Annotated in this window: 23 protein-coding genes and 1 tRNA gene; 18 read left to right on the top strand and 6 right to left on the bottom strand. The window is 51.5% G+C overall.

Features of this window, described 5'->3' with window-relative positions; all coding sequences use genetic code 11:
• Window positions 1-28: 28 nt before the first annotated feature.
• From JW878_08640 to fliE, 7 genes are all read left to right on the top strand, one after another.
• Window positions 29-1,354: a molybdopterin molybdenumtransferase MoeA gene (locus tag JW878_08640; protein MBN1763122.1), complete on the top strand. Its 1,326-nt coding sequence runs from the start codon at window positions 29-31 to the stop codon at window positions 1,352-1,354.
• A 113-nt stretch (window positions 1,355-1,467) separates the two neighbouring features.
• Window positions 1,468-1,589, top strand: a tRNA-Tyr gene (locus tag JW878_08645).
• A 9-nt stretch (window positions 1,590-1,598) separates the two neighbouring features.
• On the top strand, window positions 1,599-2,645 hold the full coding sequence (locus JW878_08650) for a M42 family metallopeptidase (protein MBN1763123.1): 1,047 nt from the start codon (window positions 1,599-1,601) through the stop codon (window positions 2,643-2,645).
• A 22-nt stretch (window positions 2,646-2,667) separates the two neighbouring features.
• Window positions 2,668-3,438 (top strand): anaerobic ribonucleoside-triphosphate reductase activating protein, encoded by a 771-nt coding sequence (locus JW878_08655; GenBank protein ID MBN1763124.1) that lies wholly within the window; start codon window positions 2,668-2,670, stop codon window positions 3,436-3,438.
• Window positions 3,432-3,764, top strand: coding sequence for an MmoB/DmpM family protein (locus JW878_08660; protein ID MBN1763125.1), 333 nt, complete (start codon window positions 3,432-3,434; stop codon window positions 3,762-3,764). Before JW878_08655 ends, JW878_08660 begins: the two co-directional genes overlap by 7 nt.
• A gap of 28 nt (window positions 3,765-3,792) precedes the next feature.
• The gene (locus JW878_08665; GenBank protein MBN1763126.1) at window positions 3,793-4,239 is read left to right on the top strand and encodes a DUF22 domain-containing protein; all 447 of its coding nucleotides are present in this window, start codon (window positions 3,793-3,795) and stop codon (window positions 4,237-4,239) included.
• Window positions 4,227-4,793 carry a flagellar hook-basal body complex protein FliE gene (gene fliE, locus JW878_08670; protein MBN1763127.1) on the top strand — a complete coding sequence of 189 codons (567 nt, stop codon included), beginning with the start codon at window positions 4,227-4,229 and terminating at the stop codon, window positions 4,791-4,793. The genes JW878_08665 and fliE overlap by 13 nt, the downstream gene beginning before the upstream one ends.
• 54 nt (window positions 4,794-4,847) lie before the next feature.
• Here the strand turns inward: fliE and JW878_08675 are convergent, their stop codons facing one another.
• Complete coding sequence (locus JW878_08675) at window positions 4,848-5,288, bottom strand: hypothetical protein (GenBank protein ID MBN1763128.1); 441 nt, start codon at window positions 5,286-5,288, stop codon at window positions 4,848-4,850.
• Window positions 5,289-5,466: 178 nt separating this feature from the next.
• Between JW878_08675 and dnaJ the strand changes: the two genes are divergently transcribed.
• From dnaJ to JW878_08690, 3 genes are all read left to right on the top strand, one after another.
• Entirely contained in the window at window positions 5,467-6,720 is a 1,254-nt protein-coding gene (gene dnaJ / locus JW878_08680) for a molecular chaperone DnaJ (GenBank protein MBN1763129.1), read from the top strand.
• A 42-nt stretch (window positions 6,721-6,762) separates the two neighbouring features.
• A complete protein-coding gene (infB, locus tag JW878_08685; GenBank protein MBN1763130.1) occupies window positions 6,763-8,541 on the top strand; it encodes a translation initiation factor IF-2 in 1,779 nt (592 codons plus the stop codon).
• Window positions 8,542-8,984: 443 nt separating this feature from the next.
• Window positions 8,985-9,377, top strand: a complete 393-nt coding sequence (locus JW878_08690) for a 30S ribosomal protein S6e (protein ID MBN1763131.1) — start codon at window positions 8,985-8,987, stop codon at window positions 9,375-9,377.
• Between the two features lie 66 nt (window positions 9,378-9,443).
• Here the strand turns inward: JW878_08690 and JW878_08695 are convergent, their stop codons facing one another.
• From JW878_08695 to JW878_08710, 4 genes are all read right to left on the bottom strand, one after another.
• Window positions 9,444-10,580 (bottom strand): hypothetical protein, encoded by a 1,137-nt coding sequence (locus tag JW878_08695; GenBank protein MBN1763132.1) that lies wholly within the window; start codon window positions 10,578-10,580, stop codon window positions 9,444-9,446.
• 192 nt (window positions 10,581-10,772) lie between these two features.
• Window positions 10,773-12,041 (bottom strand): HD domain-containing protein, encoded by a 1,269-nt coding sequence (locus JW878_08700; GenBank protein ID MBN1763133.1) that lies wholly within the window; start codon window positions 12,039-12,041, stop codon window positions 10,773-10,775.
• Window positions 12,042-12,100: 59 nt separating this feature from the next.
• Window positions 12,101-13,444: a bifunctional hydroxymethylpyrimidine kinase/phosphomethylpyrimidine kinase gene (thiD, locus tag JW878_08705; protein ID MBN1763134.1), complete on the bottom strand. Its 1,344-nt coding sequence runs from the start codon at window positions 13,442-13,444 to the stop codon at window positions 12,101-12,103.
• Between the two features lie 73 nt (window positions 13,445-13,517).
• Window positions 13,518-14,051 (bottom strand): hypothetical protein, encoded by a 534-nt coding sequence (locus JW878_08710; protein ID MBN1763135.1) that lies wholly within the window; start codon window positions 14,049-14,051, stop codon window positions 13,518-13,520.
• A gap of 93 nt (window positions 14,052-14,144) precedes the next feature.
• Between JW878_08710 and JW878_08715 the strand changes: the two genes are divergently transcribed.
• The 3 genes from JW878_08715 to JW878_08725 are packed head-to-tail and all read left to right on the top strand — an operon-like array spanning window position 14,145 to window position 16,368.
• On the top strand, window positions 14,145-14,891 hold the full coding sequence (locus JW878_08715) for a glycosyltransferase family 2 protein (GenBank protein MBN1763136.1): 747 nt from the start codon (window positions 14,145-14,147) through the stop codon (window positions 14,889-14,891).
• Window positions 14,888-16,090 carry a TRC40/GET3/ArsA family transport-energizing ATPase gene (locus tag JW878_08720; protein ID MBN1763137.1) on the top strand — a complete coding sequence of 401 codons (1,203 nt, stop codon included), beginning with the start codon at window positions 14,888-14,890 and terminating at the stop codon, window positions 16,088-16,090. The genes JW878_08715 and JW878_08720 overlap by 4 nt, the downstream gene beginning before the upstream one ends.
• A complete protein-coding gene (locus JW878_08725; protein ID MBN1763138.1) occupies window positions 16,069-16,368 on the top strand; it encodes a hypothetical protein in 300 nt (99 codons plus the stop codon). Before JW878_08720 ends, JW878_08725 begins: the two co-directional genes overlap by 22 nt.
• 53 nt (window positions 16,369-16,421) lie before the next feature.
• Here the strand turns inward: JW878_08725 and JW878_08730 are convergent, their stop codons facing one another.
• On the bottom strand, window positions 16,422-17,408 hold the full coding sequence (locus JW878_08730) for a hypothetical protein (protein MBN1763139.1): 987 nt from the start codon (window positions 17,406-17,408) through the stop codon (window positions 16,422-16,424).
• 287 nt (window positions 17,409-17,695) lie between these two features.
• Between JW878_08730 and JW878_08735 the strand changes: the two genes are divergently transcribed.
• The 5 genes from JW878_08735 to JW878_08755 form a co-directional block, all read left to right on the top strand.
• Entirely contained in the window at window positions 17,696-21,862 is a 4,167-nt protein-coding gene (locus JW878_08735) for a hypothetical protein (GenBank protein MBN1763140.1), read from the top strand.
• Window positions 21,863-22,249: 387 nt separating this feature from the next.
• Entirely contained in the window at window positions 22,250-22,981 is a 732-nt protein-coding gene (locus JW878_08740; GenBank protein MBN1763141.1) for a PGF-CTERM sorting domain-containing protein, read from the top strand.
• 178 nt (window positions 22,982-23,159) lie between these two features.
• Window positions 23,160-23,795, top strand: a complete 636-nt coding sequence (gene xrtH, locus JW878_08745) for an exosortase H (GenBank protein ID MBN1763142.1) — start codon at window positions 23,160-23,162, stop codon at window positions 23,793-23,795.
• Window positions 23,796-23,849: 54 nt separating this feature from the next.
• Window positions 23,850-24,443, top strand: a complete 594-nt coding sequence (locus tag JW878_08750; protein ID MBN1763143.1) for a hypothetical protein — start codon at window positions 23,850-23,852, stop codon at window positions 24,441-24,443.
• Window positions 24,444-24,720: 277 nt separating this feature from the next.
• Window positions 24,721-26,230, top strand: a 1,510-nt coding sequence (locus JW878_08755) for a PKD domain-containing protein (GenBank protein ID MBN1763144.1), incomplete at its 3' end; no start/stop codon positions are given.

The raw sequence follows: 26,230 nt of genomic DNA on the forward strand, positions 1-26,230 counted from the left end.
GATCAACCTTTCTCTTTAAGCGAGTTTGATGGGGGAGCAGTTCTTAGAGATAACCGAGAAGCGGGAAGTCGATGCGATAATCGCGCGCGTTGCCGCAGAAGTAGCAACGGCACGAGCAAAAGCAGACGCAGCGGTAGAAAAGGTGAACGTAGCCGAGGCGCTCGGTAGAGTTGCTGCTGTCGCTGTCTTCTCAGCGCTTGATGTTCCTCCGTTTGATCGGGCGATCATGGACGGCTACGCAGTTGTAGCTTCAGACACCTTCTATGCCGATGAGGATAATCCCGCTTCCTTGATTGTAAACGGGTTAATCTTTGCGGGCGAGTTACCAAAACAGTCCGTAGAGCCAGGCTATTGCAGTGGCATATCGACCGGAGCCCCGCTGCCCAAAGGCGCGAACGCTACGGTGAAAGTAGAGAACACCGCCGAGTATACCGAGGTTATAGAAGGCGAAGAGCGAACGAAGGTAAAGATTTACAAACCCGTCGCTCCAGGCGAGAATATCATGCGTGTTGGCTCTGATATAAAGCGAGGAGAGCAACTAATACGGCGCGGCACGACGCTCACACCGCGTGATACCGGAGTCCTGGCTGCATGCGGGCTCAACGAAGTTATGGCCCGCAGAAAGCCGACGGTCGCGCTCACGTCCACGGGCAATGAGCTCACAGCACCTGGTGAAACGCTCGAACCCGCGAAGATCTATGACGTTAATGCCCAGACCCTCAGCGATTCGGTCCGTGAATGCGGTTGCACACCGTATTTCCTCGGCATAGTACGTGACGATATCGAGGAGATATCAGGAAAGCTAGGGGAGTCGTTGGAAAAGGGTGTTGACGTTATTATTGTCTCAGGAGGGACTTCCGCCGGCGTTGGTGACCTGTTGCCAAAGGTGGTAGAAGAGCGGGGCGAGATTCTCGTACACGGCGTTGACATCAAACCCGGAAAGCCCTTCATCTTCGGGACGATTCAAGGGAAGCCTTTCTTTGGCTTGCCCGGGAATCCGACATCTGCATTGATCACTTTCAATCTTTTCGTCGCGCCGCTGCTTCGCGTGCTATCAGGGCGTGCCCGGGACTATGAGGAAGCAAAGCGAAGAGCGGGAAAAGGAATAAAAGCAAAGGCTGCAATGCGGATCTTCTCCGATAAAGGCCGAAATGAATACGTGCTTGTCACTATCGGTCCGACGGAAAATGCGGAAGAAGCGGCATTCCTCGCTTATCCTATTCTCACCGGTTCGGGCGCGATTACAACGCTGTCAAAAGCCGATGGCTACCTCTTCATGGCAAAGGGTAAGGAGATAATAGAAGAAGGGGAACCGGTGGAGGTTGCAGTGTTGACCGAACTACCACGCAGCTAAGAAACCAACTGGAAGTTTACACCGGGTGTGTGCGCATGCAACTCGGCACTGCCACGGACTTCTCACGATCACGAACTACATTTATATTTAACCGCCATATATCTATCTAACATCCCGCCTTAACTCAGACTGGAAGAGTGCGCGGCTGTAGTGTGGCGTTTTAGATCACCTCCCGAAGATCTTATTACCGCGCGCGGATACCGTGCTGTCCCCGGTTCAAATCCGGGAGGCGGGATTTTTCAAAATGTCTGAACTGAAAGAACTGCTGAAGAAACTGGCAGAGGCACATGGCCTTTCGGGCTACGAAGGCGAGATAAGGGCGATAATCGAGGCCGAGTTAGAAGAGTATGTGGACGAAATAACAATCGACCAGTTAGGGAATCTGATAGCCACGAAGCACGGTAAGAAACCATCTGTTATGGTTGCTGCGCACATCGATGAGATCGGACTTATGGTGAAGCATATAAATGATGAGGGGTTCATTACGTTCTCACCCATTGGCGGCTGGTTCGCCCAAACGCTGCTCAATCAGCGGGTGATTGTGCACGCGGAGGGCGGCGGTTTGTACGGCGTTATCGGCTCGAAGCCACCGCATGTAATGAAGAAGGAGGAGCGCGAGAAGGTCATCAAAGTGGAAGACATGTTCATCGATGTGGGCGCTCGTAGCAGAGAAGAAGTGGAGCAGATGGGGATATCCATCGGCACGCCGGTTACTATCGACCGGCACTTTGTCAGTCTCGGAAATGATAGGGCTTCTTGCAAGGCACTTGACAACCGTGCAGGCGTTGCCGTGATGATAGAGGCATTGAAACGGACAAAAACCGAATTCGAGGTCTACGCAGTAGGAACAGTGCAGGAAGAGGTAGGGCTGAAAGGAGCGCGAACTACCGCGTATGCGCTCAGTCCTGACGTGGCACTTGCGACCGATGTTGACGTAGCCGGCGGGCATCCGGGAATGGAGAAGAAGGATGCACCGGTCGAAGTAGGCAAAGGCCCGGTAATTACCGTTTCCGACGCCTCCGGTCGTGGCATTATAACGCCCCTTTCGGTACTGACGTGGCTGAAAGAGACCGCAGCTCGTTGCGATATCGAATATCAGCTCAGCGTGGCGGATGGCGGCAATACCGACGCAAGCATAATACATCTCACGAAAAGCGGCATACCTACCGGCATCGTAAGCATCCCGACTCGGTATATCCACACGCCCGTAGAGTCGTTAAGCTTGCAAGACCTTGACAAATGCGCGGAACTCATTGCACGTGCGATCGAGTTGGTGGGCGAGTACTTCTAACTAACTCTACTCTAACTAACGTATGGCAACCGTAAACCTTGGCGGGATCGTCCCCTTCTCTACCATTGACTGGCGCGGAAAAGCCGCGATGGTGATATTTCTCAGTGGCTGCCCGCTCCGATGCATTTATTGCCAGAATTCTCAACTCCTGGGAGTGGCGAACTCGGTTGACGCGGAAGAGCTAGAAGCGGAGATAACCAAGAACAAAGATTTTATCGACGCGGTGGTGCTATCGGGCGGCGAACCGTTCATGCAACCACACGCAGTAGAGGCGATTGCGCGATTTGCCAAGAAGCACGCGCTGCTCGTTGCGGCGCAGACCTGCGGTTTTTATCCCCAGGCAGTCGAAGCTATGCTCAAGAGTAACCTCATCGATAAGATCTTCCTTGACATTAAGGCGCCACTGGCGGATGAGACGCTTTATGAAGAAATAGCAAGAGCGTCGGGGGTGGCAGAGCGGGTGGAAAGTACGCTTGAGGTTTGCATTCATTCGGCTATTGATCTCGAAATAGTAACAACGGTCTTCAAAAATTTCATTGGCTTGGAGGAAGTGAAACGGATCGCAATGGAGCTCGAAGAGGCGGGTGCCGCAAATTGCCCGTATGTCATACAACAGGGACGACCGGAACTCGTTCCAGAAGGAGTGATAAGAGAAGCTGACGCGTTCACAAACGATGAACTGAAAGAACTTGCTGCAGGTGCTTATCAAACCGGGCACCTGAAGGAAGTGAGAATTAGAACCAGAGCAGCTGGCGAGGAAGTGATTTATGGAGGGAATAAAGAAAGATGGTAAGCGTTTTTCTTGATGCGATCCCGCCAAACGTGCTTGCTGCAAGAGCATTGTGTAAAGATAACGAGGAGAGCAATGCGACGTTCGTCTGCTTCGGTATGCTGATCCGGATACGGGGCGATGAGAGACTTGTGCTGAGGCGTGAAGTTATCGAAGAGGCGATTGGTCGGGGGCTGACGGAGAACGAATGGCAGAGTATTATGTGGCATTACATCGGTGTTATCTCGAAAGCGGAAGAAACCGAGCTTGTATTCGAGGATTCCGAAGAATCAAGGGCGATGGACGCGTATTGGGATGAGCAGTTAGAACGTCTAGAGGAGAAAACTTAAATAAGTGTTTGTGGTATAATTCAAGAACATGGCAAGAATAGAACACGTTTACTGGAAGGACAAAATCGGCGGCGAAATAGAGCGGCAGGTGACAGAGGCTTTCAGCTACGGTTTCACTGTCGGCCCGCACGGCGAATGGGAGATGCTCATTGCAAAGGAAGACATAAAAGTGAAGAAGAATGAACTCGTTACCATAAAGATAGAAGAAGTAGAGGTGCCCAGGAAGGCGATAGTCCTACCTTGCCCCATAATGCGACATGCCCTTGGTATAGTTGCTTCGATCGCATTTGTGGGAGCGCCAATGAGTGTTGAGGAACGGAGGACTCTTAAAGAGGTTATTTTTCTCCCCGTAACTGATGGTAAGGTTGGAAAAGGCGAGTTACTCTGTGTTGTAAACGTCTTCTATGCCTCCATAGAGCGAAGGCTTGCGAGAGGTGCTGCGGAGAAGTGGCTGCGCGAGAGATACAGGTATTAGCATTTGTCGGCGCGCCCGCAGCGGGGAAGACTGTGGCTGCTTTAGTAGCAAAGGATATGGACCTCCCGATCATCACGATGGGAGACGTGATACGAGAAGAGCTAAAGAGGCAAGGTCTGCCGTTAAGTGACGATAATGCGGGCAGACTTGCAACTGAGCTGCGTGAGCGGGAAGGACTCGATGCAATCGCCAAGCGGTGCATCCCACGTATAAGAGCCGTACTGGATAGAGTGGGGGGCGAAGCGAAAAAGACCGTTGTCGTAATCGATGGGATAAGAGGCACGGCAGAGGTAGAAAGCTTCAAGAAGGAGTTCGGCCCCGATTTCACGCTTGTCAGGATTGATACCCCGCTTATTCGGCGCTACGAACGGATAAAAGCACGTGGCCGGGCTGACGACGCGTTAACACTCAAAGAATTCAAAGAGCGAGAGGAACGAGAGAAGGGGTGGGGAATGGGCGAAGCGATGGAAAAAGCAGATAAGGTGGTAAAGAACGAGGGCTCTTTGGGAACGTTTAAAGAAGAGATAAAGCGGATTTTAGATCCACAAGTTTGACGGTGATTTCTGACGCACGCGATAGATATACAGCAGGCTACGTACTGTACTACTTTATACTACTGCGCTTGCTGCTTTTGCGTGGTCTGTAGCACGCAACAGGTAACTTCTCTTCGCTCTGCTCCCTTTCCGCTCTAATGTGCCGTCAGAATGCAGACTTGCCAGATAGGTGGAGATGGTGCTCAGTCGCACATTCTCATCGAATACCTCTTCGTATATTTTTCGTACCTGTGAAGATGTGAACCACCCCTGAGGTGCGCGTTCATCAAAGCGTAAAAATCCGACCAATCGCTCTTTTATGGTGAGATCGTCGCTTTCCAAATCGTAGGGATAATCGGTGGAGAGCGATAAACGTTCGTTCACCAAGAAATTTTCGACCTCTTTTATCGCACGAGGGCCAAGTGCTTCGGCTACGGAGTAAGCTATTTTCTCCATTACGGTTATCTCTCGCCCCCCAATTGTTACTTCCACCCGCACCTTCACTTCTTCTTTCACGCCTTCTCCCCCTTCAGTGAATAAGTGAAACATTATTGGAGGTTATATATAAATACATAGGGTGCTTGCGCATATTTCCAGTGGAGCGAACGAATTATTAAGTGAACCTTGGGCGGCGGTTAAAAACTTTATACCATACGATGATAGATAGAATTTAGATAGCGAGGCATAGCTGAAATTGGCAGAGAAGCGAGATTACTACACTGTTTTAGGTGTGGAGAGAGAAGCATCGAAGGATGATATTAGGCGTGCGTATCGGAGATTAGCGAAGAAGCATCATCCCGATTTGAATAAGGATAACCCAAAAGAGGCTGAGGAGAAGTTTAAAGAGCTTTCCGAGGCTTATGAAGTGCTATCAGATCCGCAGAAGCGTGTAAATTACGATCGACTCGGACATGCGGGCGTTGATTTCGGCCCTGGCGGATTTACGTGGTCTAATTTCACGAGAAGCAGCGACATAGAGGATATCTTTGGCGATCTGATCAGGGATCTGTTTGGCGGCAATTTCGGATTCGGTGGCAGTAGAGCTACGCGAGCCGGAGCGGGTTCTTCTCCATTTGACGTCTTCTTTGGCGGCGGAGGCCGCGGCTATACACGCGCAGAAGAGCGTTATAAGCCAGAACGGGGGAGCGACATTCGATATGATCTTGGAATAGAGCTTGAGGAAGCAGCGAAAGGTTTGGAGAAGGAGATAAGCATCACGAAGAACGAGCGCTGCACCTCCTGTAGCGGTACGGGAGCGAGTTCAGGCGGATTGGAGACATGTACCGCGTGCGGCGGGTCCGGGCAGGTGCAAAGAGCGCAGAGACAAGGCTTCGCGCAGTTCATTTCCATCTCGGCCTGCCCGAGCTGTGACGGTCGCGGTCAGGTGATAACGAAGCCGTGCGGGAATTGTAATGGCTCCGGTAAGGTTAGAGTAACGAAGCAAATCACGGTGAAGATCCCCTCGGGCGTGGATACCGGGAGTCGATTGCGGGTGGCAGGAGAAGGCGGCGCAGGGGAACGAGGCGGCCCTCCGGGCGATTTGTATGTGATAATGCATGTACGAGAGCATGACTTCTTCAAACGAGCGGGGGCGGATCTGTTCTGTGAAGTTCCGGTTCGCTTTGCTCAAGCGGCATTCGGCGATGAGATCGAGATAAGCACGATCGATGGCGACGGTGCGCGAATAAAAATCCCCGCGGGTACGCAATCAGGCACGAACTTCCGGCTGAAGAACAAGGGCATGCCTGATTTGAAGGGCTACGGCAGGGGGAACCTTGTAGTGCGGGTGAAGGTGGTGACGCCGACGAAATTGAGCAAGAAGCAGAAAGAATTACTCTCCGAATTTGATAAAGAGGAAGAAGGACAGGGGCACGAGCGAGAAGAAGGCGGCTGGAAGCAGAAGAAGAGTTTCTCGTGGTGGAGTAAAAGCAGAAGTAGAAGTGGCTGATTACTTGATAGCTAGGATGAAAGAAGGGGGCGAGCGAAAGACATGGGCGAGAAGCGCGACATCAGGACTCCGATACTCTCTGTGGTGGGGCACATAGATCATGGTAAGACCACGTTGCTCGATTCACTGCGGGGCACGACGGTGGCGGAGAAGGAAGCAGGTCGCGTTACACAGCACATCGGCGCCACTGAAATCCCGATTACCACGATAAAGCAAATTTGCGAGCCGCTGAAGCGCGATTGGACGGACATAGACATTCCAGGGTTGCTTATTATTGACACCCCGGGACATCATGCCTTTGCGTCTTTGCGGAAACGCGGCAGTGCGTTAGCGGACGTTGCGGTCATCGTGGTTGACGTGATGGAGGGCTTTCAGCCGCAGACGTACGAATCTTTGAGCGTGTTACGGTTATTAAAAACGCCGTTTGTCGTCGTATTGAACAAGATCGATCGTATAAAAGGGTGGCACTCGAAGAAGAAGCCATTCCTTATTAATTATACTGAACAGCCGGAATACGCGCAGAAGGAGGTAGATACGCGGCTATACAGCGTCGTGGGCGATCTTTACGATAAAGGCTTCTCGGCGGATCGGTACGACCGGATAAAGGACTTTTCGAAGAACGTGGCGATCGTACCGGTGAGTGCGAAGACCGGCGAGGGCATTGCGGATTTGCTGCTCGTGCTGATCGGGCTATCGCAGCGGTACTTCGAGCGAACCTTACAGCTGCATTTGGAGGAAGCGGGCGTTGGCACGATCTTGGAGAAGAAGGAGGAGAAAGGGCTTGGGACCACGATAGACGCGATCTTATACGATGGTAAGCTCAACGTGGGCGATACGATTGTCGTGGGAAGCACCGAGGAGGAACCGATCGTAACGAAGGTGAAGGCGTTGCTCAAGCCACGGGCGTTGCAGGAGATACGTGTGGAGCAGCGATTCGAGCGTGTGAAAACGGTGAATGCCGCGGTCGGTCTGAAAATAGTGGCGCCAAATCTGGAATCAGCGCTGCCCGGGTCGCAGGTGCGTGTCGTGAAGGAGGAAGCGGCGCTCGAACGCGTAATGGGCGAAGTGAAGAGCGATATCGAAGCGCTCAAAATGGAAACCGTCCCCGAGGGGATCATTATAAGAGCAGATACCATGGGCTCGCTCGAGGCGCTTGCCCAGGAGCTCAGGGAGCAGGGTATCGAGGAGATCAAACGCGCAGACATCGGGAACATATCCAAACGGGACGTGATGGAAGCTACTACGGTTACAGATCGTTATTTACGGGTTATCTTCGGGTTTAACGTTGGCTTTCTTCCTGATGCGAGAGAAGCGGCGGAAGAAGCAGAGCTTCCGGTGTTTACGAGTGACGTCATTTATCGGTTGATCGAGGATTACGGAGACTGGGTGAAGACCGAGAAGGAGCGAGAGAAGAAAGAGCTTCTGGAACGGGTGAGTACGCCCGCGAAGATCAAGATACTGCCCGGATGCTTGTTCAGACTGAGCAAGCCGGCGATTGTTGGTGTGGAGGTGCTGGCTGGAAAGATAAGGACGGGTGTGGAGTTGATCAAACCGGACGGGTCGAATGTCGGCCCGATCAACGAGATACAGGATAAAGGCGAGAATATATCGCGTGCAGAGCAGGGCATGCAGGTGGCAATCGCGCTACGGAAACCGACGGTCGGGCGGCACATCAACGAGAACGACGTGTTGTACACGAATCTTAACGAAGCTGAGGTAACCGAACTGAAGAAGCACGGTGGGGTACTCTCGCCAGAGGAAGAGGAAGTGCTGGAGGAATTGTTGGAGATTAAACGGAAAAGGCCGTTCAGGGAGGAGTGAAGCCATAATTCTATAGCTGCGCTAGGGGCTTATCTTAAGGAACGCGCTGTCTTGTGATCTTGATTTGCGAGAAAATCTACAGAGGAAGATGAAAATTAGCAAGAATTTAAATAGATAAACGCTTTCATTTCCTATGAGGTGATATCAATGCCATCAAAAATAGAAGCGATTGTGACAATAATTTCCACTATAGCTTTCCTAATAATTTTTCTCTGGCTTATTTACGGTGGTGGTACTGAAACTGTCTACAGGGTGCTCAATTTGCCTGAGTTGCCATAGAAAAATCTGCATGCGAAGTTAGTGTTGACATAATCAGGTCCCTGTAAGTGTCGGACGACGAAAAAATATAAAGAGCACGAACGAAGAGATTTATTAGAAGCAGGTGTAAATTTATAAGCTAAGCTAAGATAAGAAAGGAGCAGAGAAGGGGGCACAAGACCAAAATGCAGATTGTGATAAGCGATTCAAAAACAGGTAAAGCGTACAAAGTAGAAGGTAAGGATGCAGAAGCGAATGCGCTCTTCATCGGGAAACGGATCGGCGAGGTGGTGGATGCGGACATTCTTGGTCTGGGCGGCTATGCACTCGAGATAACAGGTGGCTCGGACAAGCAGGGCATGCCGATGCGTAAAGACGTTGCGGGTCCGGTGCGGAAGCGGATTTTAATCACTGATCCTCCCGGTTACCAGCCGAAAGAGCAGGGTAAACGGCGCCGCAAATCCGTGCGGGGTAATGAAATCTCCACTGAGATCTCGCAGATTAACCTAATCGTCAAGGATTACGGCAAGAAATCGCTTGCGGAGCTTCTGGCGAAGGCAGCAGCGGAAGAGGCGTGATCTTTCATTTTACTGCTCTCTTCTGAGTTTTGCCATGCATGTCGGGTTGAAAACCTTGCTATTACGCTACAATATCAATTTTATGGCAGGAATCCAATCATGGTAAACGCGTCCATTCACGTCCGTGAATGTGGTGCAGGTGATTTCCCCTCCCGATAAACTCAACTTTTTAAGATGGAGGGCTTGTCGTGGGTACGAGCCCGTTTTTAGCGTGTAGTTGTACCTCACGTAAGCTTGTAACGTGATGGGAGCGCTAAACGAGAGATTGTGCCAGTCATTATCGTAACCAGTCCAGGTGGCTTCTGTGAGCAGCGTTCCGTTCGGATAATAGAAAGCAACGTGCTCCGTATGGCCACCGGTGCCCTCACAGTAATACGTATAGAGCGTTTGCACCGTTAGCGGGTGATAAGGCATAATCGTACCGTTGTAGGTGCCTGCTATGCTCGGGTACGTTCCCACACCGGTGTCAAAGGTCGTCGCGGTGAAGCGTACGGTTGTTTTATTGATTAAAAGACCGATATCTTCGCTCGGGGTCACTTCCGCTGTGATGGTCGCCACACCGGGCTTCTTTCCTGCAGTTAACGTTGCCGTTGCCGTCCCGTTTTCAATCATGGCTGAAGGTGTTATCTCGCCTAAATCCGTGCTGAAATCCACAATTGGCCACATCCATATCCAATACTCTCCATCCCATACCGTTGCGTTAATGAACGAAGTCGAGACGCCATCTGCAGGGATCGCAGGAGGGTTTGCTGTGAGGTAAAGGGTAGGATTCGTCTCGTTTGGTGGTTCCGGTGGTTTCGGTATTTCGAGGTTAACGACGGTGGTTGTATTGGTGAGGAGTCCTATAGTGGGCATGTCAACGACAGCCGTAACGGTCGCCAGACCCGGTTCATATCCCGCGGTTAGTATCGCCGTTGCAGTCCCGTTCTCAATCGGTGCCGATGCCGTTATGTTTCCGCGATCGGTACTGAAATTGACCAGTGGTCCGGACTGAATCCAACCTTCACCATCCCATACCGTTGCGGTGATCGTCGCTTGATCAACTCCGCCTACTCGGATCTCAGGCGGATCTGCGGTAAGGTAAAGCGCAGGCTGACCCGGCGTGGGTGAAAAGGATTGAGAGCCAAAGATCGAACTCGTCAGTAAGGCCGAAATTGCGAATAGTCCCATTATAGCTGCTTGCCATTTCACCTTTTGCGCCATCTTTTCTGCCATCCCTTACATATCACGAAGATCTACCGTTTACACTATCATTGTAGGTACTTAGTCATTTAACTAGTGTATGGCTTTTACGAGGGCAATGCGAAGAGAACTTGCTGAGCCATCCAAATAGAACCTCGATTACACAGGTGATGCGGGCTGGATGGATTCACGTATCTCCGACTATGTGCCCTCTCACTTATACTGCAACAATATCTCTTCCGCAGCTTTTTTCACCGCAGTCCGGTATTTTTCAGACGTATAAACCCCGATTTTATACTTCCGCTCGAATTCACGACTGAGCATGGCAACGAGCGATGAGACCTCCCGTAAGCTCTTAAATTCGTTCCCGATAACGACCTTCGCCGCACCTTCTTCTAACTCCTCGCCTTTTGGCTTCTGATAGTCCAGCAAGACATATTTTTTATCAACGCCCGCACGCGTGCTTATCTCATCCACGACTTCTTGCAGCCGTCGTGCGTCACGTAATTCCTCCGCAACGTTACCCTCCAGCTCGCTTACGTTGGTATACACAGCCCGTTTGAACAACCGCCGCTCGTTCAGCCGTGTTATCATCTCGTTTGGATAGCCTCCGGCATTCCTGAGCGCGATATTTATCTCGGAATCGTCCATACTCCTTAATGCGGCTGCATAGGCCTTCGGTTCAGATACAGCCCCGGATTCAGATCGAGATTCGATGAACGCGTCAAGCGCGTTCAAAAGCATCAATTGCGCTATCCGACCGGTATGATGATTATAAACGGTCGGATGCATCAGGAATCGAGAGAAGAGCAGATATTCTGCCGGGAGAATCCCCTTCTCTGTCAAAACGAGCTCATCGTTGAAGAAGCCAAGCCCCTGAATGAGCCGTATATTGTCAACGACGCCGTAAGCCACGCCAGTATAATACGAATCTCTGACCAGATAATCCATCTTGTCCACGTCGATTTCGCCGTTTAATATCCGAAAAAGATCCCGCTTTCGCGTGCCCTCGTTTTTTTCGCCTTTTATGTAACTCAGTATCTTCCGCATGTCCAGGTGATGTTCTTCTACAACCTCTGTAACGGTCGGTGCCGTGGTTTCGGTATCTTTTTTCCGCTCTCCCGCAGGTGCAAAGAGCACGGATTCGAGATCTTCATGGCCTTTTCCCGTCAGCCGCTTTATCAGTGGCTCGGTCACGTGCGAATACGGGCCGTGGCCAACGTCATGGATCAAAGCCGCGACGAGAAGCTCCTGCTCCTCCTCTTTCGCTACTTCGAGCCGGTTCAGCAAGACGTTCATCAGGTGGTACGTGCCGAGCGAATGCTCGAACCGCGTATGGTTTGCGCCCGGATAGACCAGATAGGAGAAGCCGAGCTGTCTGATTCGCCGCAACCGCTGCATCTCCACGGTATCTATGATCGCGCTGGCAAGTTCGTCCAGTTCTATATATCCATGCAGCGGGTCTCGTATTACGTTCGGCATCAGCCTTTCTGATTTTATAAAAGAACGTTTTGTCAAGTTAAGTTAAGGGAAAAAGTTTGTCACTCTAATGTCTCTATGATTCTCGTCACTTTTTCCGCGACTTCCATTGCCGTATTCCCAAAGATTCGCACCATTGGCTCCTTTCCTACCGCACCGAGGTCGAAGATCACCTCAGGGACGAATTCACAACTCGCTTCTCGCACGCCCCAGTCCATGGTCTTCACATCGGTTGGTTCTTTAGCGCGGTTAAAGGAAGTGACGCGCATGCCCAGCGTCTTGCAAGCCTCAACAATCTCCGGCGAGTATTTCACGTTCATTGCGCTTCGTTGCGCTTCATCCAGGGCCATCATCGCCAGTATCAGCCGTGCAACGTGATCACTCACGCCGAATTCCACGCAGCCTGCGGTTACCCCCTCTTTCATACGCACGATCCGGCCGTCCACGGCTGCAACGTCCTGCTTGCTCGCTGCGGTTTCAATGGCCATACCGACGTTCGTGCCGACCTCAGGAATAACGGATTCAAAGCCTTCGATCGCTTTCAGCGTTCTGACCGCTTGCTTGACGTTTTCCAGAGTCCAGTATCTATCAGCGTCTTTACGCACTCGCTGCACCTGGTTTACGGCGATCATCGTGGATACCGTTTCGCCACCGACGATGGCATCGTAGACAAAGCCTTTTGCCGATGCTGCCGCCTTCTGTAGCGGGTTGCCCTTCGCCAGTTCGGCAGCCAGCGCGGCGGAATAGGAGCAGCCGCCACCGTGTATTATTCGATCCGTCTTTACGACCGGCGAGCTTATCTCGGTGAACTCGCCATCGTAAAGCACATCCGTTGCTCGTCCCGCGGCTAATTCCTCTTCGAGATGCCCTCCTTTTATTATGACGGCCCATGCACCCATGCCATGCATTTTCAGGGCTGCTTCTTTTGCATCGTCCTTTGTTCCGATCTCCATCCCGGAGATAACGCGTGCTTCCGGCACGTTCGGCGTTATCACCGTGCAGAGCGGTAAAAGCTGCGTGATGAGTGCATTCAAAGCGGAGTTTTCGATTAACGCGGCGCCGCCAGAGCCCGCTTTCATTACGGGGTCTAAGACAAACGGTATTGTGTAGCGTTTGAGCGCCTTCGCCACCAGTTCGATTATTTCCGCGGAATACAGCATGCCGGTTTTTGCATAGTCCGCGTTAAGGCCTGCATCATCCATAATAGCGGCGATCTGTGCCTCCACGATTTCTCCGAGTACTTCATGCACCTCGTGCACGCCGGACGAGTTCTGAGCGGTGATGGCGGTGAGAACCGACGCGCTATAAACACCCAGCGCGGCAAATGTCTTTATATCCGCCTGTATCCCCGCGCCACCGCTGCTATCCGAGCCCGCGATGGTCATTAACCTCCGTGCTTTCCGCATCGTGCTCACTACCCCTCCTACTAAAAAGAAAGGAATAGCTGCAAATAACTCTATAATTATATAGATGTGCCTCTCACCGTACTTTGATCACGCTGTACTTCTCCAGCATCTCGCGCGTGATAAAGCCAATCCCGCATCTATTACCCAAAATCGCTATGACGATCAGCTTATCCGGCTTCTTTACGTTCACTTTCGGCTTCCTGCCGTAAACCTTCTCTATCAGATCGAAGAAATAGCCGCTTACTTCGCGCTCCACCTTCTGGCTGGTGACGCCCCCTTTCAACCCTCTGTGCTCAATACGGAATCCAAACGTCTCACCGGGCTCGACCTCATCGAGATATTCCTTGACGCGCTGCTTCAGTTTATCTATTACGCTCTCCGGGGACACCACAAACGCATCATCGATGGGGATCACCCGCTTTACGTACGGGTACTTCTTACGCTCAGCATCCTCTAAGAACTCCACGATATCTTCCACGTCTCCAATTACGGCATCGCGAAATCCCGAACGTTCAAACTTGCCGTCCTCTTCTAACGACTCTAATAGGTCCTGCTCCTTATCTCCGTCCCCTATTACAACGACGTTCCAATCCTCCACCATGATCATCGCTCTATCTTTTACGTCCGGGCAAAATAAAACTTACCGCTTTTTTAATATCCGTAACCGATCCTTTTACGTAACGTACAAAAGTGAATTGCCATGCAAGAAGCGGGGGAAGAAAAAAAAGAACTCTCCGTTGTGCTTCCGGCGCATAACGAAGCGAGCAAGTTAGAAGCTGCAGTACGACAGACAAAGCAAGCGTTAGCGGCAATCACCGCTGCGTACGAGATACTCATTGCAGAAGACGGCAGCACCGACGGCACGGCGGACCTAGCAAGCCGGATAGCAGCCGAAGACTCGTCCGTCAGGCACATTCACAGCGACGAACGATTGGGTAGAGGCAAAGCGCTGAATCGCGCGTTTAAAAGCGCTCACGGCGATATATTAATGTACATGGACGTTGACCTCTCCACCGATCTGTCGTACGTAAAACCGCTGATAAACGCGATACGAGCGGAGCGGTACGATTTCGCAATCGGTTCACGGCTGATGAAAGAGAGCGATGTGAAACGCTCATTTAAGCGAAGTATAATGAGTAAAGCCTTTAATTTCCTTGTTCGCGTGATTTTACGGTCAACGCTCCGGGACCATCAATGCGGGTTCAAGTCCTTCCGCAAAGAGGCCTTGATGCAGATCCTGGACGAAATAGAGGATGAGCACTGGTTCTGGGATACCGAGCTGCTCGTCCGGGCCCAGAGAAGCGGGTACAGAGTAAAGGAACTACCGGTGATATGGACGGATAAGGGCGCTGCAGGTACCAAAGTGAACGCATTCAATGACAGCACGTCCATGTTCTCTAAAATTATAAAGTTGCACTTTCATCTGAGAGTGAGAAGTGGAAAATGAGAGTTATCTTTTATACTGGTAAAGGCGGTGCAGGGAAATCTGTTATCTCTAGTGCTACAGCTTTGAAACTAGCCGAGAGGGGCTACAAAACTCTGGTTATCTCTTCCGATCCGGCGCATACGCTCTCGGATGCGCTTGAGACTGAGGTGCATCACCGACCGACGGCAATCGTGGACAAACTCTGGGCAGTTCAAATAGACCCTATACGGGAGGCGCGCGAGTCCTACGGCGTGATACAGGAATACGTCGTTAATCTCTTCAAGTCGCGAGGGGTTGATGAAGTGCTCGCATACGAAATCGCCGCATTGCCGAACATGACCGAGTTCGTATCGCTGTTAAAGCTGGTGGAGTACGTGGAATCGAACAGCTACGATGTCATTGTGCTTGACACCGTGCCATCAGGGGACGCGCTTAAGAACATTTACCTGCCGACAATCCTTGGATCCACCGCATCGAAAGTCATCAAATTGGTAGCCCCGCTTGCTAATATCGCGAAAATAGCAGAGCCCATTGTGGGGATACCCACACCGGGCAAAGAGGTCATAAAACAGGACATTAAGCTCCTTGAACTGCTCAGCAAGCTTAAAACGATCATAGCGGATCGAAAAGTCACCAGTTTACGGCTGATTGCGAATCCCGAGGCATTCAGTATACAGAACTTAAAAAGAACCTACCTCCTTGCCAATCTCTACAATATCAACGTTGATCTTGCTGTAATGAACAAGATAATCCCGGAAGACGTGAGTGATGCGTATTTTAAGGAGTGGAAAGCGGCGCAAGAGAACTATCTGGCAGAATCAGAAACAGCCTTTCATCCCCTGCCCCTGAAGAAGCTCAGGCTCTTTCAATCAGAGGTTAAGGGTTTGAAACTGCTTGCCGAGGTTGGCGAGGAATTGTTCAACGGAGAAGATCCGGCCCAGATCTACTACGAGGGTAAGGCGATTAAGGTGGAGGAGATAGAGGGAGGTTTAGAAGTAATCGTTCCATTACCTACTGTAGGTAAATACAAGGAGGTGTGTGAGGTTGAACGGATGGGTGAAGATCTTTCGGTTGTGATATCGACCGATATCGGGGAGGCGCGAAACTTCATCCCACTCCCCGCGATTGCACACTTGATGAAGCTCGATAAGGCAAAACTTTTAAATGCGGAGTTGCATATATACTTTACTGATGAACGATGGAAGAAGGAAAGGAAATGAGTAGGGAGGAAGAGGATTTAGTAAAGGCGATCAAGGTCCTTGCGGGAACGGCGGCGGTACCCTTGAAGGTTGCTGCGGATATTACCAGCGACATCGCGAAATCTCTTGAGGATTATGTACCGAAACCATCAGAGTTCGCTTCTCGTCTTATTGACCTGCGGATAAGCGCACTGCAAACAATAACGAATGTCATAGAGAAGGAAATATCCTTGTTGGAGACTTACAAGAAGGATCTCGAAGCGGAAGAGGAGAAGAAAGAGAAGGTCAAGGTGGAGTAGGTTCAGACGGGTGGTTCAAACCCGGACCAGCTTGTATTCCAGCATAGCGCCACTCAGCCCGCCCGATGCGAATTCCGCCTCTGTACAGTGTGGATCCCAACGATCAGCGGATACGCGCCGTATTCCAGCCCACGCACACCGTAATCGGAATGCGTAAGGCCGATGGCGAGGTACGTTTCGTTCTTCCGCAGGTAGCGGAGCATTCGCCAGCCGTACGTCCACCGATGCTCCTCCTTCAGGGCGTTCCAGGCGTGGTAAAAGGCGTTGCAGCGGCACGACCAGTGCCGGTACAGCCGGCCCGAAGCGTCTTTGAAGTTGAACCGAAGGTAATGCTCATAGCTCTTCGCGCCCTTCTTCGCGCGCACCTTCTCCTCATACACCTGTGTTATGCGCGGTTTTATCAAGCCCAGACTCCTGCCACGTTTAAACACGTCGTCCACGGAAGGATCAACATGCCGATCCAAAAAAGCTTGCTTTTCCGCTTCGTTCAGCTCTTTCTCCACACCAGTACCGTAAACGAAGAAACGGTCTTCTTTACGCGGCCGCCTGCCCCGCCACGCATCGAGGTAAACCGAGGAGACACAGAGATTCTTGAACAGCGGCGTGCCCCCTGTATCCATTTCGCGTTCATAAACGCCCTGAGGCCGTATCCAGTCGCCGGTATCGGCGGCGATGCCCGCGATGCAAACCTGCCCCTGTTCCGGTCTCGCAACCGCGAGTACGGTGAGTTTCGTGGCAGTTGCATGCCGCAGCGGCACGATAGCTGCGTCGGTTTTTGTGATACGCGCATACCGTCCGGCATGTACTCGCTTCTCGCCGCCCGCTTGCGGTCCGGAGACGGAAGCGTTCTTTATACACAGCCCATCGCCTGCGTTTATCTCGCCGCGTATAACAAGCTCTGCTTTGTCGTCCCAGAGGGATACGCGCGTGTAATCGAATTCATCCGCGATGATGAGGTCAACGATTCGTTGAGTGATACTTCCGTCCGTTAGTTCCCGGACGGGCAGAATCCGGAGCACTTGCCCGGTCACAATCGTCATTGCTTCAATTTAGCAATTCTTCCCCTGCAGATAAATCTTTCAGGAGGATAACTAATCACTCGGGAGGAATCCACCGGGCACGCGCTTTGCCGTGCTGATACAATGGATGAATAAACCGCAAGCTTTATAAAGGAGCAAAGAGAAAAGATGTTCACTCTCTCTATCGCCAGAAAGGAGAAGAGGCGAGGGGGGAGATGTAACGGTAGTATAAAAGGAAGGGGTGAAAAGGCGGAAGCTTTATATATCCCTCTTGCAATCAAAGCATTTAGGAGGTGAAAAGAAAAAAAATGAATATCAAGAAGAATATAATAGGACTAACACTAGCGTTTATAATGGTTGCATCGATTTTTACCGTTTTACCAGTGGCAGCAGATGGCCCGACACCACCGAGCGGTGCGGACAATCCACTCATTCCAGTCGAAGATCCCTATTACGTCTCGTCACTGCGTGTCTACGGTGAATGTGACGAGGGCTACATGGGGATGGACTATGATGAGAAGGGACAGTTCGCCTATGTTAACATGACGGATCCGTTTGATCCGACGGTTCTCTACAAGGATTCGATTACCTTCGATCCCGCACTGATCATCGAGGCGGATTATGATATGATGTCCGCGGATAGTCACAATGTCTTCGAGAAGGCATTCTTGCGACTCTGGTACGAGCCAGAGCACCAGTATACCAAGCCAGCGTACATCCATCCAACGATCGAGGTCGAGACCACCTACATGCTGGTCGATGCGTCGGGGACGAGCGATAATGAACCCTGGCCTGGGTCCGCAAATACGACCTATTTCGTATTCCCCATCGTCGAGCTGCCACTTGGTCAGACTGGACTCGGTGATGTTGAGAATAATGTAACAGGAGACCGCGCGAATATGGTGGATCTTGTGCTCGTCGAGGGCACTACCGCGCCGAACGGAACCACACCACAGGGCAAGATCGCGATAGAGAAGGGCTATACGTTAGAGGCTGGCGATACTATCCAGTTCCTCGATCACAAGTTGCGACTCGACTATGTCGTGGAGCGTGACGGCGTAAAGTTCGCGAAGGTAACGATGTGGTATGCAGGGAACATGGCCGACGATACGAGGGTTCGCCTCTTGTTAGGCGAGTACGACGATGGATCTCCGGACGCACCGAGGGATAATACCTACTTCAAGCGGCACAACGAACGATACAGCACGCCATCTCACACGTACCCGGCTTTCAGAACTTGGTACGCGCGATTTGATGCCCCAGTGGGAGACACTGGCGCGGAGATCTACGTAGGTATGGAGCTTGCAGCAAATGACACGTTCTACGTGAACGGCGTCAGGTACGATGTGCCAGCAGTAGGAGTCGTCGATACAAACGGTGACGACGTGGCAGACAAGTACAAGTATATCACCCTGAGGACGCCATTACCCAAGGCGGAAGATGGCGAGCAGGTCCCGGATGACGGTAAAGCGTCATCACAGTGGCTTGACACCATCAGGGTAACCGAGCAGATTCCGCTGCTCCCACCGTTCAATGTGGAGCATCGAATCGTGGAGGACATCAACTACTATGGTACCGAATCACCTGCCGACCGAACGCTCGATGTACCGGCACTGGCATTCTGTTATGTCGAAGAGGACATCGATGAGCGATACTCGACCGATCTGCTCGAGGTTCTGAACGAGGTCAATCGCTATAACCAATCGCTACCACCTTTCGAGAACTGGACAAAGGAGGACATTCAAACGAGGCCTGACCAGTATACCGCGTTTGCACTCCCGTGGAACGGGACTACACCATCGCCGGATCCCGGCGAGCCGTGGTACTACCTGCTCACTACCTCGTTCTACGCACCGAATTCGATCAACCTCTCGACTCTGTCATCACCGGGCGGTATCCCGCGCGCAGCGTTCGTGCACGACGCACGGCCTGGTTACGAGCAGGACATCTACGTGAACTTCCCGGGTGCGGGCATTGATGGGAACCTGTCGGTCCGTGTTTACGGTGAGGATGACATAGGGCCGTATCCAGAATACGCCGCATTAGGTGGAGGGCTCTTCCATTACGAGGACTACACACAGCCATTCGATCCAGCAGCGATACGGAAAGATTCGATCACGTTCAATCCAGCGATCCTGCAGTGGAATGCCGCCAACTATCCAATGTCGGCGGACTCGGAGAATATCGACCTGAAGAAGTACCTGCGGATCTGGTACGAGCCAGAGCACAACTACAGCAAGCCGAATCCCGATTATCCAGACACTTACTACACGTATCCGACGATCGAGGTAGAGACGACGTACTTGCTCATCGATCGGCAGGATAAGTTGCCGATCACCGGTTCGGGCAATACGACGTTCTTCGCATTCCCGATCGTTGCCGATCCCGATACAGAGCAGCCAGGGCTCGATCTCTTCGAGAACCCAAATATGGGTGAGCAGGCTACCAGGGAGAACGTGGTGACCTTGCAGTACGTCTATGGTACGGTTGACCCGTACTGGAAGACGGTCTACGATAACGCGACGATCCGTATCCAGAAGACCTACACGTTGAATCTCGACGATAGGGTGGACTTTATGGATATCGGGCTGCAATTGGAAGACCTCGGGATGACCGGCGCATCAGTGCGTCTATTTGCACTCAGAAATAACAACGACGGCGCTCATTTCGGACAAAATGCAGGTCAATCGTTACCCTACTACGAGCGGCGATACGTCGATTCGGAGAGTTTGGATGACTTTGCGGATGTGCGCTATCCGGACCGCACGTGGTACGCGGTGGTAGAGGACAGGGATCCATCGGAGACTAACAAGAGCTGGGCAACGATTACCGTGGGTAAGGAGCTCAGAGCGGGTGACGTGTTCTACGTCGACGGTGTCCGGTACGACATCGTGGCGATCGAGGTCGTCGACACGGACGGTGACGGCGTTGCGGACGAATTCAAGTACATCACCTTGAAGACGCCCTTGCCGAAGTGTGTCGAGGAGCTGGAACTACAGTACGATCCGTTCCCAGAGCTACCGGATGACGGCATCATCAGCTCGACGTGGATCGTCTGTGTGCCGCCAGAAGAGCCCATACCCTTGAACCCACCGTTCAACATGGAGCATCAGATCGTGGATGACATCGACGTGCCGCTGTGGGAGCCGACGGCTCACATAGCTGAGTGGCCAATCGGGAACCCGGCGGGTGTCTATGGCTCCACATACTTCCCGTGGGGCGAGCGCTACGTGACGATGCAGCATCCTGAGGAGGACATCTACTGTGGCCTGTATAACGGCTCTACATGGGTATCCTACTTCGTTGCGGTGCAGGTGAACACCAACCCGGCGGATCCGAACGATCAGGGCTGGATCGCTTATGACGTCAAGGAACGGATCATTCCGGAGTTCTACGCTCCGTTAGAGGTGATCTGGGTTGACGAGACGTATGAGCCGCGATACACGACGAACCTGTGGGAGATACTCAACGAGACAATCACCGGTGATGAACCACCACTCGAGGACTGGTTCAGGTTTGACATCTACACGAGGCCGGACCAGTATACCGAGTTCGTGCTGCCTCCCGATAAGGAGCGCTGGAACTTCACGAGCAATCGCTGGAGGACACGCTTGCACAACGACTATCTCATAACCACCTCGTTCTTAGCGCCGAATGCAGAGGGAACGCTCTATGATCTTGCATACAACGAATCCAGGAGAGCTGCATTCGTCTTCGATGCGATCGAGACGAGCGGCATCTACGTCAACGAGCTTACGGACACCGGCTTGCCATGGCCAGGGAACAACACGCCGAACGTGATGGTCATACTCGACAATACAAGTGTGGAAGGCTGCATGGAGGTGACGCTAACAACGGATGGAACGACCCACGATGCGTGGCCGCTGCTCTTCTGGGTAGACTGGGATGATGGCACCGTCTCTGAGGAGCAACTGGTCCAGAACGGTCAGTTCGCAACCTTTGTGAAGTCGTACACCGAAGCAGGAACGTACAACATCAAGGTCTACGCAAAGGACATCTACGACAAGATCGGCGTGAACGATACCGAGAGTATCACGGTCACCAGCGACTGTTTCGTCCTGACCTTCTATCCGGGCTGGAACGCGTTCTCTGTACCACTTACCGGTGAGCCAGTTAGTACGGTAGCCTCGGAATCCTGGGTCTCTGCTGGTCAGGTCTGGCAGTACGACTGGGACTCTGAATGGTCAGTAGTAGTTGCGGGTGATTTCGATCCCGACAGAGGCTACTTCGTCTACAAGACCACACCGGGTACGGCGACGGTCGTCGTCAGTGGTACCAAGGCGGAATTCAATGAGGCTGCAGCAATCTTCCAGGCAGGAGAGTGGAACCTGCGTGGTGCGGGCTGGACAGCGGATACTGAGGCCTACTGGCTGTACTACTTCTTCCCGTCAACGCAGACCTACGGACCAACGCACAACGTCGGACGCGGTAAGGGCTACTTCACCAAGTTCTAACGACACGAAACAAAACCAAACTTACAAGATAGAAGAGAAGAGAAGAAAGTGGGATATTTTTTATTCCCACTTTCGTTTTTTATTTTCCACACGTATTTTCTTTTTTTGGTGCTTACTTACCACCAGTACAGACATTATGCAGTAACTCGGGATCTTTCTCTCGCCCGTGGGGTTACGATTGGTGTAACAACAATCCACGTACTCCTTGCGGCAGGCAATATCTCCTTTTCAACTACCAATTACGTAGCGTAGCATCTTGGGACGACGATTACCACTTCGCTCGTGATAAACCAAAGTGATTCGTAGCTATCCCTATATTTTAAATACTTGGAGCATGAAAGGAAGGTGTAAAGGAGGATCAAAGAGCTAGGGGGTGAAGATAAAAAAATGAGAAGAAGGAGTTTGGGATTAGAGTTTGTGATTACGCTGGTTCTATTCGCGTCACTGCTGGTTGTGCCGGCACTGTGTGCTACTCTCCCTCCACTGCCAGAGACAATGCCGCCATCCGTATTCCTCACGGCAGATCCGACGTCAATTACGGCCGACGGGAGTTCAACAGCGACGATTACCGCAACGGTGTGGGAAGGAGAGGATTGGATATCCTATGGAGTCACCGTTGAGTTCAGCACCGATCTTGGCGAGATTACCGGGTCGGTACCCCTCAATGATACTGCAGCAACAGCAACGCTAACCGCAGGAACAACCGCAGGTACAGCGACTATCTCGGCGGAAGTGAGTTTGTACGGCGACATTTTAACCAATACAACCACCGTCACCTTTACGTCCCCCGGAGACGGGGGCAACGGCGGTAACGGCGGAGGTGGTGGCGGAGGCGGTGGAGGTACGACGACCACCCCGACACCAACCGCAACGACATCGCCGGGTGTAACGCCAACGCCAACCACAACGTCAACGGAAACACCGGGTCCAACGGCAGGAGCAACCACTGCACCGACGGGAACACCAGGCGCAACGCCAGCACCAACTACAACTGCACCTACAGCAGCAACACCGGCTCCGGCGACACCAACGCCTGAAGAGCCCGGTTTTGGAGCAGTATTCGCCATTGCAGGCTTGTTAGCAGTTGCCTATCTGCTGCTGTGGAGAAGGCCCGAGTAACCACTCACCACTTTTTTATTTTTTATTTTTTCACTCATTCCACGGTGAGCGGGCTCGGGCAAACGGTAATTTCGCGGAGACTGGTTCAGTGCGCTCATTTTGCATTTTTAATTTATTATTCATTAGATCTTACGATAGATACTCTAATGAAATGTGAACGGTCCGTATAATCCAGACTATGAGTAAACAGAAGAAAGGGAAGGGCCAGAGGAGCAAAGAGAGGAGCAAAGCAGGCACAGGTAAGAAGCTTGAGCAAGGAGAGAAGGGGCATACCATTACCTTTTCGGTTAAAAAGGATCTCGTAAATCCCATATTGGAACGGGTGCGAGAGAACAGAGAGACGCTGCAGTACGTAGCGCTCTTCCTCTCCTTTTGTATCGCGTTTTATCTTTTTTATTACTTTCTCGCGATTCGCAGTTCAACGGCACTAGCGCATTTGAATGAGATCACCGCGAGTATTTTGGGTACACTCTTCGCGGTAGGAGGTGCGCATGTGGTAGTCGACGGAGCGGTGGTAACGATCAACGGGTTCTCACTGGAGATAATAGACGAATGCACGGCTGTTTTTTCCTCGATTGTCTATTCCGCATGCATCCTGGCATATCCGACCACGTTAAAGAATAAAGGGCTGGGCGTCGCCTTTGGTGTGCCTCTTCTCTATGCGATCAATATGGTTCGTCTTCTTGTCATCACCCTCGTTGGCCTCTCCGCACCGCATCTCTTCGAGTTTGTGCACGTCTATCTCTGGCAGGCTTCGTTCATCATCTTTGTGGTGGTAATCTTTTTACTCTGGCTCAAGCTGATTGTGAAGTGAAATAAGGTACATCTCCAAAGCACGCATAACGTGTGAATCCGTATCGTCCCGAAAATGACCCGAAAAGCGAACAAAAAGCGGAAAGCGAAGGCGAAGAAGAAGTTGGAAGGCGCTGAGGGAGTAAAAGAAAAAGAAGAAGAAAAAGAAGACAAGCCGCTCCTTTTTGGCTTAACTGACCGGCAGATGGTGCTCTTTTTGCTGGGCTTTATGCTGGTTTCCGCGGTCTTGTTAGGCGTGTGGTACTCTATCGGCGAGTTTTACCAGGCTGCGGTCTTCTTCGTCGCCCGGCATATTCTGCTGCTCATGGGCTATCCCGCTGCTCAGATCTCCGCGATGGATTTCTCGGGTGCATACCTCGTGAATTTCAATTTGGTGCCGTTACTCGCCTTAGCGATCGCAACGCCGAAGTTGGCAATGCGGCGGCGATTGGAGATGCTCGCGATTGGCATACCGATTCTGTTCCTTCTGCACGTGCTCGATATCGTTGCGCATCTTCCCTATTTCATTGAGCTCCACTATATGCACCGTCTGGGGTTTGCGACACTGGTGGTCGATTCACTGGGGGTTATTGGCCTCGCCGTGGTCTTTGGTATCTGGTTCGTGATCTGCTATCAGGAGTTTTTTAGAGGCGAGCAGGCCTTACGCTAAGCGGTTGGTTGAATGCTCTGCTTCACAACTCGTCTCATTCCAGGCAGGCACTCAGCGTCCTCATAATGTCGCGTGCTGATCGCTAAGCGCGCAAGGCGGAAGCGTTGTAGAAAGTGAAAAGAATCGAAACCTTTAAATACCTATATAAACTGCATATTAGGAAAGGGGAGAAGGAAAAAGTATCAGCTGGCCAGCGATAGAAGTAAAGTTGACGCTTATGTTTCATATTCCCCTTTTTGTACGTACTATAAAAAATAGGAGGTGAAAAGAAAAAAAGATGAACAATACATTTAGAAGAGACTTTACAAGCGAGACTAAAAGGAGGATTGATAAGAATAAAAAAGCGTTAGGAATAGTTTTAGCGGCGATTTTGCTGACGATGGCATTCGTGGCGATGGCACCTGCGGTGGCGGCACAACCGATAATAGTCGATGGTAACAACAGTGATTGGGAGGGATTAGCGGGAGTACAGTGCGTTTCTGATGGCTTTGGGGATATTTATATTGTTAACAAGACGCCATTTGTCAACGGCTATGACATTCTTGAGTTCTGTATGTTCTACGACGTAGCAAATGATACCATTTACTTCAAATTCGATGTAGCCGGAGTTCCTGGTGATACCGATGGAGATGGAGACCCCAACGATACGTCGGATCCAGACAACATAACCGATAGCTTTGAGGTAGGCCCGAATGATGCCTACAAAGCATTGATAGATCTGGATGCTGACCCATCTGTAGACTTCCGATTATCATATCGCAACAATACGGTATTTATGAAAGTGGGGTTTTCCGATGATACTATAGTCCCTGGAACTACAGCAGGATCGATAGGCCCACCCTATTCAAATGACACCATAGTGGAGATGAGCTATTATCCACTGCATAATTTGACGGGCTTCGGGGAGTGCAATGATTTCGAGATAAGAGGCTGGGCCGGAAGTCAGGAAGAGGGGCTCGGTGAAGATGATACGAGTGACCTCTTATTGAACGAAGTGCCAGAACCCATAATAATAACAGAGAATGTCTGTTTCTGCAATAATGTCACCTTTAACGGGTCAGCTTCGTATGACCCTGATGGGACCATAACGAATTGGACGTGGGACTTTGGTGATGGCTACTTCGACTACGGACCGATCGTCGAGCACCATTATGACGAACCGGGAGAGTATGCGGTCACGTTGAGTGTGACAGACGATTTTAACGCCGTATGCTCGAATACGACGACCAACGTAACGGTTTGGGAGAACCCGATAGCGAACTTCACGGCACCACCGGTCTGTAACGGGACGACCACACAGTTTACCGATACGTCAACAAACGGAAGTGGTAACATAACCAACTGGACATGGAACTTTGGAGATAACACGTCGCTAAATTACACACAGCATCCGGCGCACACGTATGCTGCGGCTGGAAATTATACTGTGACGCTTAATATTACAGATGAGAATAACTGTACGAATACCACGAGCAAGAATGTAACGGTGTGGGAGAACCCAGAAGCGAACTTCACGTTTGTTAACACCTGCTTCTGCACGAACGTGACCTTTACTGACACATCAGTGGAGGGAGATGCGAATATAGCGGTGCGGAGTTGGCAATTTGGCGACGGTAACGTGAGCACGGCTACGAATCCGACGTGGCACTATGCGGCACCCGGGAAGTATGAGGTGAACCTGACGGTAACTGACGAGCACGGCTGCAACGACACGATAAGCAAGTGGGTGCAGGTGTACGCGAACCCGGAGGCGAACTTCTCGTTCAATAACACGTGCTTCTGCACGA

This window comes from Methanomicrobia archaeon (assembly GCA_016930255.1).
In the GTDB taxonomy this organism is placed as follows: domain Archaea; phylum Halobacteriota; class Syntropharchaeia; order Alkanophagales; family Methanospirareceae; genus JACGMN01.